The organism is Arcanobacterium phocisimile (assembly GCF_016904675.1).
Classification (GTDB): domain Bacteria; phylum Actinomycetota; class Actinomycetes; order Actinomycetales; family Actinomycetaceae; genus Arcanobacterium; species Arcanobacterium phocisimile.
The window spans coordinates 258944-270426 of record NZ_CP070228.1 but is presented as its reverse complement, the minus strand read 5'-3'; the positions used below and the strand labels follow the sequence as shown (position 1 = coordinate 270426).

The 11483-nt window shown below is 50.0% G+C and carries 11 protein-coding genes and 1 tRNA gene; 5 read left to right on the top strand and 7 right to left on the bottom strand.

The window, feature by feature from the left end; genetic code table 11:
* Positions 1–348 precede the first annotated feature (348 nt).
* Entirely contained in the window at positions 349–1779 is a 1431-nt protein-coding gene (locus JTE88_RS01160; RefSeq protein ID WP_204424832.1) for an alanine/glycine:cation symporter family protein, read from the bottom strand.
* Between the two features lie 303 nt (positions 1780–2082).
* Between JTE88_RS01160 and JTE88_RS01155 the strand changes: the two genes are divergently transcribed.
* From JTE88_RS01155 to JTE88_RS01140, 4 genes are all read left to right on the top strand, one after another.
* Entirely contained in the window at positions 2083–2667 is a 585-nt protein-coding gene (locus tag JTE88_RS01155) for a DUF47 domain-containing protein (RefSeq protein WP_239519575.1), read from the top strand.
* Entirely contained in the window at positions 2667–3677 is a 1011-nt protein-coding gene (locus JTE88_RS01150) for an inorganic phosphate transporter (RefSeq protein ID WP_204424830.1), read from the top strand. Before JTE88_RS01155 ends, JTE88_RS01150 begins: the two co-directional genes overlap by 1 nt.
* Positions 3678–3782: 105 nt before the next feature.
* Positions 3783–4271, top strand: coding sequence for a hypothetical protein (locus JTE88_RS01145; protein WP_204424828.1), 489 nt, complete (start codon positions 3783–3785; stop codon positions 4269–4271).
* Positions 4272–4275: 4 nt separating this feature from the next.
* Entirely contained in the window at positions 4276–7050 is a 2775-nt protein-coding gene (locus JTE88_RS01140; protein WP_204424826.1) for a PKD domain-containing protein, read from the top strand.
* A 92-nt stretch (positions 7051–7142) separates the two neighbouring features.
* On the opposite strand, the gene JTE88_RS01135 is transcribed toward JTE88_RS01140, so the two are convergent.
* Entirely contained in the window at positions 7143–7739 is a 597-nt protein-coding gene (locus tag JTE88_RS01135; protein WP_204424824.1) for a hypothetical protein, read from the bottom strand.
* 243 nt (positions 7740–7982) lie between these two features.
* On the opposite strand from JTE88_RS01135, the gene JTE88_RS01130 reads away from it, so the two are divergent.
* Positions 7983–8059: transfer RNA gene (locus JTE88_RS01130), tRNA-Lys, on the top strand.
* 52 nt (positions 8060–8111) lie between these two features.
* Here JTE88_RS01130 and JTE88_RS01125 read toward each other — a convergent pair.
* The 5 genes from JTE88_RS01125 to JTE88_RS01105 are packed head-to-tail and all read right to left on the bottom strand — an operon-like array spanning position 8112 to position 11435.
* A complete protein-coding gene (locus tag JTE88_RS01125) occupies positions 8112–8462 on the bottom strand; it encodes an EamA family transporter (RefSeq protein ID WP_204424823.1) in 351 nt (116 codons plus the stop codon).
* Positions 8435–8590, bottom strand: a complete 156-nt coding sequence (locus JTE88_RS01120; protein WP_204424822.1) for a hypothetical protein — start codon at positions 8588–8590, stop codon at positions 8435–8437. The genes JTE88_RS01125 and JTE88_RS01120 overlap by 28 nt, the downstream gene beginning before the upstream one ends.
* 21 nt (positions 8591–8611) lie before the next feature.
* Positions 8612–9406, bottom strand: coding sequence for an endonuclease/exonuclease/phosphatase family protein (locus tag JTE88_RS01115; protein ID WP_204424821.1), 795 nt, complete (start codon positions 9404–9406; stop codon positions 8612–8614).
* The gene (gene msrB, locus JTE88_RS01110) at positions 9406–9858 is read right to left on the bottom strand and encodes a peptide-methionine (R)-S-oxide reductase MsrB (RefSeq protein WP_204424820.1); all 453 of its coding nucleotides are present in this window, start codon (positions 9856–9858) and stop codon (positions 9406–9408) included. Before msrB ends, JTE88_RS01115 begins: the two co-directional genes overlap by 1 nt.
* Positions 9859–9863: 5 nt before the next feature.
* On the bottom strand, positions 9864–11435 hold the full coding sequence (locus JTE88_RS01105; RefSeq protein ID WP_204424819.1) for a mechanosensitive ion channel family protein: 1572 nt from the start codon (positions 11433–11435) through the stop codon (positions 9864–9866).
* Between the last annotated feature and the right edge of the window lie 48 nt (positions 11436–11483).

The window sequence follows — 11483 nt, the reverse complement described above, 5'->3', positions numbered from 1 at the left end:
CTCCAAGGGGTGTCATGCCTAGCCACAAGTCGACATCCCCGGGGTAGGACGGGTGGATCTCCTAGTGGGTAATTCCCTCATTATCGACGGCGATGCACCGGGCACTACCCCGGCCCCTTAGGTGTCCGAGTTGAACGGCTAGCTGAAAACTGGCACGGCGCAGAACCAGTACCGGCACAAATCTAGTAGGTGTACAGGCCCAGTTCGGCAGTATTCAGCACGGTGGCGCTGTATAGATCCTGTCGTGTTGAATACCGCCGATCGGAGCTAGAAGGCGGGCAAGGGGCGGATACGGCAGACAAAAACGGGGATGCGCTGGCGACGAAAGACGGAGCCAGCCGCTCACCTTCACCAAATGTCCGAGGGAATATCTCCCGGTAGCTCCGCCTTGTCAGCCTGGAACACTGGATCCACACCTTCCCTGATTTGCTTCTCATAGTCACGCAACAACGCCATAATCCACGGTGCAAGCGCCACAATCGCCACTAAATTCAAGACGGTTACCGCAAACATCGCAGTATCCATCACTGCCCACACGAACGTCAGTGCCGTAATCGAGCCGATAAAACTCGAAACGATCAAAACCGCACGAGAGGCAAGGTCAAGCGGACGGGATTTCTTTAAGAACACCAGATTCGCTTCACCATAGGCGTAAGCACCTAAAATAGATGAAAAGCCGAAGAAGAAAATCATAATTGCAATCGGCCACGCCATCCACGCACCCAACGTACCTGTGATCGCATCAGTCGTAACATGGGCGGCATCGTCTGCCGTAACACGAGAGTAGTCCAAAGCGCCGGTCGTCGAAATAATAAAACCGGTAGCTGTACATATGAGGATCGTGTCGAGGAAAACACCGAACGCCTGAATCAAGCCCTGTTGTACGGGATGGGCAACTGTCGCTGTGGCGGCAGCGTTTGGCGATGTGCCCATTCCCGCTTCATTGGAGAACAAACCACGGCGGGTACCGTTGAGCAAAGCGGCAACGAATGCCGAACCGGTTCCGACAAAGGCTTCGCGTGCACCGAATGCGGAGGAAAAAACATCGGCAAAGAACTGTGGAACTGCGGTGATGTTGAGCGCGATGATCACTACCGCGACCCCAACATAGAACAGTGCCATCATCGGGGAAATAACTTCTGTTGCTCGAGCCACTCGGCGCACTCCGCCAAACAAGACCAACGAAGTTAATCCAGCAATAACTAGCCCAATAATCCACGGGTCAATACCGTGGGCGCCAGAAATGACCTGTGCGATTGTGTTGGCTTGAACCATCGGCATTGCAACGAACATACAGAAGACCATTGCGCAGGCGAAAACGACGGCGAGCGGACGCGATTTCAAACCATCCATGATGTAGGAGGCTGGACCGCCACGGAACGAACCATCTTGATGCCGGAATTTGAAGATTTGTGCCAAAGTGGCCTCAGCGAACGCCGTCGACATTCCTACGATCGCGACGATCCACATCCAAAAAAGAGAACCAGGCCCACCCAGAATCATCGCTAGGGCGATACCGGTAATATTCCCAATACCAATGCGGGTAGACATACCCATTGCGAAAGCCTGGAAGGACGAAATCCCACCTCGCGAACCACGTCGTGACTGCGTCAAATATTTGGCCATGCCAACAAAATGCCGCAGTTGTAGCGCGCGGGTACGGATGGTTAAGAATATTCCAGTTCCGACAAGCGCTAGGATCATCACCCAGGTGTAGAGCCAATCATTGAGGCCGCCTAACCAAGCAGTTACGTCCTGTATCGCATCGTAAACAGCCATCGTCTACACCTCTTTCCGATAAAAATAATGATATAAAACGTCACCATCTTATCTTGTTGGGGAATATATCTCTGCCGATGTCCACATTGTAGAACCCCTACATTTCAAGGAAAAATAAGGACAATAGGGACCTTCAAGTGACAAAAGGCCTTGTGATCTATACAACTTGAACCCGTGAAATTATCGGTTTGGCAAGCGCGTCGAGCCATGAGCAACGTAAGGTGAAAACGACAAGTGTTCACTTAGTGTTCTGAGGGCATTGTGAGTCTAAGTAAATTCGCACCGGGTAAAGCCGTGCTAGAAATGTTTGCAAAGCAAGCTAACCACATCGTATCTGCTGCGCAGATACTCGAACAGATGGGAAACGCCGACCGTGAAGCTCGAAAAGAGCTGAACAAGAAACTCCATGAGGTCGAAAACCTTGCTGATGACGGCACTCATGACGTGCTACAAAAAGTTGCACACAGTTTCGTACTCCCCTATGACCGCGAAGACGTCTACGGGCTTGTGTCCACAGTTGACGATATCGTTGATCTTATCGACGAAGCCGGCGACAACATGGTTTTGTACCGAGTCGATGAACTTCCCGAAAAAGCACTTGAACTTATTCGGATTATTACTAAATGCGCAACGGTAACTAACGAAGCGATGAAGCTTATCGCTTCAATGGGCGAGCATACTAAGCAATTCTGGCTGGAAATTAACCAGCTCGAGAATCAAGGCGATATCATTTACCGCAAGCTTATGCGTGAAATTTTCGCTGACGACGACGCCAACGCAATGGAAGTTTTGAAGATCAAATTTGTTGTTGACGCACTCGAAGCTGCTATCGACAGCTTTGAAACTCTCGCGGTCTCCATCGAAGGAATTGCGATCAAGGAGTCCTGATGGTTACTTCTACTATCCTGATCGTGGGACTAGTGATCGTCATTGCGTTCGCATTTGATTTCACTAACGGTTTCCACGACGCGGCGAATGCAATCGCTACATCAGTTGCTACTCGCGCCCTGGCACCACGTACTGCTCTGATTATGGCGGCTGTAATGAACTTTATTGGCGCATTGCTTGGAACAGGAGTTGCTGAGACTATTGGATCTGGCATCGTCGATATCGACGGGGTCGAGAACAATGTGGCATTATTCGTTGTACTTTCAGGCTTGGTCGGTGCCGTTATCTGGAATCTGATCACGTGGTGGCTTGGTTTGCCTTCTTCGTCATCTCATGCGCTTATTGGCGGTTTGGCTGGTGCTGGGTTAGCTGCATCTATCTCCGTGCAGTGGATGGTCATTGGTGAGAAAGTCGTCTTACCGATGTTCATTTCGCCAGTTGTCGGTTTCGTTTTAGCTTACGTTTTAATGACGCTGGTTATTCGCATATGTGCTAATTTTGCATACCGCCCAACAATGCGCAAGTTCCGTTACGCTCAAACAGTTTCTGCTGCTGCTACCGCACTGGGGCACGGCCTGCAAGATGCCCAGAAAACAATGGGCGTTGTGGTTCTTGCTTTGGTTGCGGGTGGTTTTCATGAGGGTCACGAAGTGCCGATGTGGGTCAAGCTGGGTGCAGCTACTGCAATTTCGCTGGGAACATATTCCGGTGGCTGGCGGATCATGAAAACGCTGGGGTCGAAGATTATTGACCTTGACCCATCTCAAGGTTTCGTAGCCGAATCAGTCGCTTCATCGGTTCTCTACACGACTGCATTCCTCTACCACGCTCCTATTTCCACCACGCACACAATCACGTCGGCCATTATGGGTGCGGGAGCAACGAAGCGGCTTTCAGCTGTGCGGTGGTCAGTGACGAAGTCAATCGTGGGTGCATGGTTCCTTACGATGCCTGCAGCTGCTATTGTTTCGGCGCTTTTCTACGCAGTTTTCCATTTCTTGTTTATCTAGTATGTAGAACGGATGAGTTCTTTCACGACTGGGCAGTCAAATCTTTGTTGATTTGACTGCCCAACGTTTATAGTTGCTGGTAAGAATTTATCTGAAGGAGCATACATGTCTACGTCAGCGTCTTCAACCACATCTTTTTTTGTACATCGTTTGCCTGTTTTTTTGGTAGTTTTTTTGATGATCGTTGCTGTAGCTGGATTCGGAATCTGGCGCTGGGGGCAAAATCTTAATTACTGGGGGACGCCAAAAGAATTATCGGCTTTACTCGCGGAGGATGTCGCTAGTCCGACGTCGTTCGGGCTGGAACCGACTGAATATTGGCAAACTCCGCCGGCAGGTTTTTTGGGTAAATCACGCCCTTACGAGGTTCGTTATATTGTGGAGGATACCGACGGCAAGGCACTAGTCACGCTTCAGAAAGCAGCTCTCGCCGACGGATGGATGGTAGATTCATCCTGCCCCGATTCACTTTTGTGGTGTGCAAATAAGAGAAATTCGGACAGTCCAACTAAACGCCTCACCATATCTCCAGGAGAAGATATCTCAACTATTGAAAACAGGTTTCCAATAGTGGTGTCTCTAACCTATTATTAGATTCATGAAATCTATAACAAAGAAGTTATTCGCAGGTTTTGTTGCCCTGTCGGCATCATTATTCACTGCCTCTCCCGCACTTGCAGATACGTCTCACCAAGATGAAAAATATCTGACACTGACTCTTATTGGTGACTCCTACACAGCCGGTAACGGTGCTGGCCAATACTACGGACCCGCCGAAGCCTATCGCTCCATGCGCAACTGGGGTCACGTTTATGCCGATAAGCTCAATGCCCAAGGCGTTCACACTACAGTACATAACCTTGCCGAATCTGGTCAGGTTACTCAAGGCGTTCTGGACAATCAGATTTCCAAGGTTCCTAGCGATTCCGATATCGTGCTCTTCACTGTCGGCGGCAACGATATCGATTTCCAAAGCATCATTACTGGCTGCTTTGGAGGCACGTGGATTGGGAACTCTTCGTACGATAACTGCAGTGCCGCTCTCAAGCACGCCCAAGATTTACTGCCTCAAACTTTTGCAAATGTTGAGACCATTCTGGAGCAGTTATCCGCAAAACTTTCACCTGATGCTCAGATAGTCATGGTTGGTTATCCGCTTCTTTCTACCGAAGGGGAGTATATTCTGGATAACAGTGGCTGGTTCAGTTCGGCCACGAAATCTATTGATGCCGCTCACGGCGTCCGCCAGTTCGGACTGGATGCAGTCGCGTTGCAAGAGGATCTGACTCAGAAGTGGAACCAGAACGTGGCCCATCCACATCTGACGTTCATTCCGACGCATGCATTGTTCGCTGGACATGAGCCAAATCCGTATTTTATCCAGTACAATCCACAGCGCTGGTTTAACGAAATGGCTGAGGAAAATGGTTATGTTAACGACGAGGGGAAGGTTGTCTCTACGACCTCTACGACGACGTTGATGTTCTACCATCCCAACATCACCGGACACAGTGAAATCGGTAAGTATCTCTATAATCAGATTGGCGTACCAGCGTCGGCACGTGATAAGCAAAGTTACGCACGTCCAATCGATGTTACTTTCCTAGTGGAAGCATCTTCACAGACAAAGGCTAAGCTACCCGAAATTAAGAAGCAGATCCGCCGTATCGCTGTAGAAACTTTTGACGCTTCAGCTAACGCAAACCAAAAGGCACGTTTCAGCTTAAAGTCCTTCGTTGGAGAAGATCCAATTTCTGATGAGCAAGCTCAGCCTGATGCTGACCTCCCCGAAGTTCCCCAGCCTGATGCAAGTTCTCCAGTAGAACCAGTCACACCTGATCTACCGGAAGCCCCTCAGCCAGAGGCCGTTGCCGATGAGTCAGCAGAAAATGCTGCACCAACTGATCCGGAAACTGCAACTGACGATACTGAACCAGCAGAGCCTACATCAGAACCAGAAGCCGCTAAACCAGCAGATACTGAGACTCCGATCGCAGATGCACCCGAGACTCCTGAGGGTCCGGCTGCAACAACATCATTCGGCGAACTATCCAATGTCCTGGACTCACTCAATGATTTAGATACGACCTCGAATCAGAACGCAGAAGATTTCTTGACAACTCTTAAAGAGGTAACGACTTCATCTGAATGGCGCGAAGAAGCCCGCAAGATCGTCGTCGTCATTGGTGATGCTGAAACTGGCCAAAATTCCGAGAGCCTCTCACAGTCCGTCGAACAATTACTTTTGAGCGCATTCGCAGCGAACACAGTCGAATTCAATCTGATTGATCTTGACACTGATCGCACCGAACCGCTTCCGTCTCTCTTCACCCGCACAGGTGGCCGGATGCAAGTCCTAGGAGATCTACGTCCACTAATTCTCGAAACCCCTACCGCTAAACTCGGCCAGGTGACAACACAAAAGGTTGGAACAACCGTTGAGTTCAGCGCTGATGGATCGGTCTCACCTAATAGCGACATCATGTCCTATGGTTGGGACTTCAATGGTGACGGGCAACCAGATAACACCACAAAAGAGAATAAGATTTCGCATACCTTCACAACAGTCGGCGAACACACTGTTTCGGTAACTGTGACAGATGCGGATAATCAGACAGCGATTGCAACCATTATTGTTGACGTGACAGAAGACGGCGACTTGGTGGACCAGAGTGTTGATAACTGCCCTGACATTGCTAATGAAGATCAGCTCGATACCGATAACGATGGAATTGGCGATGCGTGCGACGACCTGAACCTTGTTGAAATTCAGAAGAAGGTGATTGCGGGAGCTGAGGCTCAGGGCTTCGATATTCACTCGGTATTGCCGGGAGCAACCGACATCACGTTGACACTTGAAACCGCTACTCCGCAATCTTGGAATGTGACATTAAAAGACTCGGTACTTTCCTATGCTGCAACCGACAAAGCGGAAGGTGGTGAAACCGCTTCTGCTATGCTGACGATGAAAGTACCTGCTGGAACAACATTTAAGCGGAGCACGCCAGAAACGAAAGATATGACAGTTCGGTTAAGGTTGACTGCAACGAAGATTATTCCAGCAATGAAGCTAACCCCAGGCAAACAAACCATCCCAGCAATGGAACTGACCCCAGGCAAACAAACCATCCCAGCAATGGAACTGACCCCAGGCAAACAAACCATCCCAGCAATGAAGCTAACCCCAGGCAAACAAACCATCCCAGCAATGTCGCTCACACCGGCGACCAAGCTACCGCAGAATCCAAAAGTTGTCGATCATACAACAGGAGATGTGCTAGCACATACGGGAACAAGCGTTGGTGCGATTGCACTACTCGCAATGGTTCTTCTTAGCTCAGGTATGGTTCTTAGCATTCGTAAAGAAAGCTAAAACAACTATCCGATAAGCTGTAGTGGCCGGCGAAGATTTGGTTCTTCGCCGGCCACTATACATTAAGTCAAGCTCAACCTGCAGGCTACTTATTACATGCGCCCACGTCGAATAGCTTTCTCTCCTGCCAGATAAAATTCTTGGGCAGTTCGAACCATAGCAGTATTTCGCCGAGTAACCTCAGTTGCAAGAGGATGATCATCGTCAGCAATCCACAACGGCTCAATACTTGCAATATAGTCAGTAAACCGAGCTGAATGGCGAATGACCTCTAAAAAGTCCCCGCTAAACGAACCTGAAAAAACTTGATCCCATGAAGTCATCATGTCTACCGGTGTCAAAACACCCGACTGATCCGTGTCCACCTTTTCGGCAGCAATAAAACGTTGGCGAACATCATCCGGAAAACGCCGAATCCATTCACGTAGCAGAAAACCACGCCACAAAATTCCTGGCAATGACGTTTCTGGTGCATCAACCCACGACTCAGCCACGACATCAATCCCCTCGTCCGCAATCACCTGGTGTAGCCGTTCCGTGACCTCATGATCAATATCTGAGTCAAGAGGAATAAGTGCGTGTGCAGTTGCATAAGCTAATTCAAGCCTTGCTTCAATGTTGACGTCTCCATCAATAACTTCGAGTTGTTCCGGACGTAACTGAGCGGGGCGGCGAAATGATACGTTCATGGTACAAGCCTCCTTCAAAGCACTATAGCCACAGTCAAGTTTTTCATAATGTAGCCTACTGACCATCTTATACGCACACTGTTGGACGAATCACAACGACATGTTGTTTTCGGCTATTTGCCGTAAAACAATAATTCACTGATTTTCATCATACATTCTGATTTTTACTCCGAGCCAAGAAAGCGCTATACTAATAAAAGTTCCGACGCAAAATGCGCCGAAACGACGCTTGTTTTCAAGCGTGGGCCTCTAGCTCAACTGGTTAGAGCTGCGGACTTTTAATCCGTAGGTTGTGGGTTCGAGTCCCACGGGGCCTACCAGTAATCGCCGGTACTTTACGTGCCGGCGATTTTCACATCTATCTTAAATTCGTTAAGAAGCCGATGGTGGATGCGCTTTCCGCCGTCGAACCGGCTGAAAACCAACCAACGCCACAGCAACCGTAATGAAAACCAGACCCGATAGTTCTCCGATAGTTGGAACTTGGCGCAAAATAATCAACCCTATTAACAGTGATGTTGCTGGTAACAGGGAATGAAGTAACGCAAACGTTGGAGCACTTAACCGGCGCATAATTACTGCATCCATCACATACGGAGTTACCGATGCCAATAACGCCACCACCACGACTAGCCCGAAAATACGCCCGGCAGTAAAAATCGGCCCTAAGTGCGGAAATGCAACTGGAAACCATACTAGCGAGCCAAAAAAGGTACGCCCCACACCACAGCGATTACCGCAACGCTAGAAAACAACCCAATAGCTATCGTCACGCCACTATATTGGATCGCCGCTGTAGTCAACAATATAACCGGTGCCCATGCCCATGTTTCAGTTGGGTTCTCGCTCATGCAACCTTACCTTTGAGAGTTTTACCTGAGAACTACTTCAACAACGAGTCCCACATGGTCCGATATTGCCGTACTTAACGAATGCGAGCGTTGAGAAGCTATCCGATAGCCAAGTATATGATCGATCTGCCAGCGTGGTTTTGCGTGTGGGTATGTTGGTGCAGATGCCAGGACCGTGTGCGGGAACGTCATAGTTTTTGGAATCTCATCCAGTGCATCTCTAACAGCGTCAGGTCGCAGATTCATATCCCCAGTAAGCAACATCGGCGTGTGAGTCGGTGACACACCCCATGCTCGAGCAGCAACCACAAACCCACCAATAACGATCTCTAACTGCCGTGGGGCAGAATTTTGATCGATATCTAGGTGGGTGGTTCCTACCAGTAGCAACCCATCTGGGGTTTCTACGAGGCCATATAACGCAACACGCGGTTCGGGCCAGCGTATCTTCATCAAACCGTCGTCGGTGCGATATATCGGTTTGACGATAGGCGGTAATCGCAAATATCGAGCCGCCCGGATCGGATAAGCACTCAAGATGCCGACGCCATACCCGAAAGCAGACGGGGCATAGACGTGCTGCATGTGAAGCCATCGTCCTAAAGTTTCCACATGCCCAGCATGCTGGCTGTGTGGGCGAGTTAGTCGGGCGCGGGTTGGACCGTCAGCTTCTTGCACAGTGAGAATATCGGGACTCACTTGTCTGAGCTGTGTGACCGCTTCGGCAAATTGTCGATCGACGTCGACATCGTCACGTATCGCTTTCTGTGCTGGTCTGCCGTGCTCGAGGTTGAGCGTGGCACAGCGAACTGCCATCAGTTCTTGCCTGATCCTGGCTCGAATCGCAAAGCCACTGAGTTCATGCAGTAACGCAACCCAGTCGGGGTTTCGGGCGAATCATTAAAGACATGACCTAAGTGCGAACCACAGTTAGCACACCGCACTTCGGTTCGAACGCGTGGCGCGAGGGAACGATCTTCAATGTAGACAACCGCTCCTTTTTCGTCGGGATCGTAGAAGGATGGCCAGCCGCAGTGGGAATCGAACTTTGTCTCTGACGAGAACAGCTCCGCGTCACAGGCTTTACAGTGATACATTCCAGCGCGGTTTTCGTAGAGCAGTTCACCAGTTCCTGGGCGCTCGGTACCAGCTTCGCGAAGGACGAAGAATTCCATATCCGAGAGCAGGTTTCGCCATTCTTCTGGCGATTTATCGAGCTTGTACTCGATATTTTCAGTATGTTCTGGGGTCTTATCAACGTAACCCATGATCATCATTCTCCTTGGTCTGTGTGGCCGTGGCCGGCATCTTCATGGCCGTGTCCGGCGTCGTCGTATTTTGCAATATTAGCAGTCTGTTCTATCTTGCGGTTACGCTCTTCATAGGCATCTTCTCCTGGCCCGGAATACTGTTCGGCTCGTTTGTTCGCTTCTTCAGATCCGTGGAAGATCGCCGACTGATATCCTGCTGGTTTTCCATCGTCTTCTGCGGGGACGACGACGAACTCTTCGGAGTTTGCACCCAATTGGAACTCGTCATCACCCACGCGTTGGGCTATCGGAGTACGGGCAAATTTTTCTAATTCTTCGCGCGAAATGACGGTTGTCGACGCCGTATCAACAACTGCTTTATCAGGTTTGTAAGCTGGAGCGCTTGCCGCCAAACGTTCATCTACCCGTTGCCGGGTCGCTTCACTGACATCGTCGAAGTTGGGAGCATCATCGACGATTCGACGATAGTGCGGTATTGCTTGTGGTGCCTCGTTTTGAATCCACTCGACCATTGCTTCACGCAGGTAGTGCCGCAAATCGATAAGTGCTCCAGCGTTTTGTCCAGAGACGATTGCACGCATCATGATCAGCCCATTAGTGGCTTCGGAGATTTGCAGGATTCCGATGCGTCCGTCCCATAAGTCTGTGGACTGGAGTAGGTGCTCGAGTTGTTTACGGGCTTGTTGGATCGGAATGGTCCAATCTACATGCCATTCGACGATTCCCATCATTTCCGGGGAACGGCGAGTCCAATTTTCGAAAGGTTCTGCTGTCATTTTCGATGACGGAACCATGATGCGCCGCCCGTCCCACACTGCGAGGACGACGTAGGTGAGAGTAATTTCTTCGACGGTTGTCATTTCGTCGTTGAATAGGACGATGTCACCGACCCTCATCGAATCAGAGAAGGCTAACTGCACGCCGGCAAAAACATCACCGAGTACAGATTGCGCTGCTAAGCCGGCTACTACGGAGAGGATTCCCGCGGACGCTAGGATGGATGTTCCTGCTGTTCTAGCTGCTGGGAATGTCAGTAAGATTGCACCGCAGGCGACTACCCAAATAACAGCGGATATGACCCGGTGGATAACCTGGACTTGGGTTTCGATCCGGCTGGCTCGTTCTTCGGAGGAAACTTCCATGCGGAGATAGATTGACTTTACTAACCCGTTTACTAGGGCTACGACGAAACCAGCGACGACGATGATAAATAAAATCAAAAACGAATGGCTAAGCCAGCTCAACCAGCCGGGAGCGTCGTCAGTTTTGATGGAGTCGAGGACGGTTTGGAAACCAATCCACCCACCGAGGGTTGCTAAAACGATTACTACTGGGCGGCTGATCGTTGCGTGGATCGGCTCATAGTACTTGTACCAGCGAGCAAACATGTGGCTGATAGACATAACCACGATCGTGGCGACAACGCCTACCGCCACTCCTGCGAGAGTTCCGCCAACAAAACTGAGGACGTCAACCGTCGCTTCAACCACCGCTTCTGTTTTCTCAGAGACGGGCGTTGCAGGGGAATCGTCGACGCTATTGATGAGTATCTGCGGAAAATCCAAAAATGTCATGTCTTTAGCCTAAGATAAAATCGGCTAAATACCAAGGAAAAACAGGCT

What these genes read in the sequence shown, in the direction of transcription:
- JTE88_RS01160 (WP_204424832.1), bottom strand. Translation starts at nt 1,779, where the DNA reads ATGGCTGTTTACGATGCGATACAGGACGTAACTGCTTGGTTAGGCGGC.
- JTE88_RS01155 (WP_239519575.1), top strand. Translation starts at nt 2,083, where the DNA reads ATGTTTGCAAAGCAAGCTAACCACATCGTATCTGCTGCGCAGATACTC.
- JTE88_RS01150 (WP_204424830.1), top strand. Translation starts at nt 2,667, where the DNA reads ATGGTTACTTCTACTATCCTGATCGTGGGACTAGTGATCGTCATTGCG.
- JTE88_RS01145 (WP_204424828.1), top strand. Translation starts at nt 3,783, where the DNA reads ATGTCTACGTCAGCGTCTTCAACCACATCTTTTTTTGTACATCGTTTG.
- JTE88_RS01140 (WP_204424826.1), top strand. Translation starts at nt 4,276, where the DNA reads ATGAAATCTATAACAAAGAAGTTATTCGCAGGTTTTGTTGCCCTGTCG.
- JTE88_RS01135 (WP_204424824.1), bottom strand. Translation starts at nt 7,739, where the DNA reads ATGAACGTATCATTTCGCCGCCCCGCTCAGTTACGTCCGGAACAACTC.
- JTE88_RS01120 (WP_204424822.1), bottom strand. Translation starts at nt 8,590, where the DNA reads ATGAGCGAGAACCCAACTGAAACATGGGCATGGGCACCGGTTATATTG.
- JTE88_RS01115 (WP_204424821.1), bottom strand. Translation starts at nt 9,406, where the DNA reads ATGGCAGTTCGCTGTGCCACGCTCAACCTCGAGCACGGCAGACCAGCA.
- msrB (WP_204424820.1), bottom strand. Translation starts at nt 9,858, where the DNA reads ATGGGTTACGTTGATAAGACCCCAGAACATACTGAAAATATCGAGTAC.
- JTE88_RS01105 (WP_204424819.1), bottom strand. Translation starts at nt 11,435, where the DNA reads ATGACATTTTTGGATTTTCCGCAGATACTCATCAATAGCGTCGACGAT.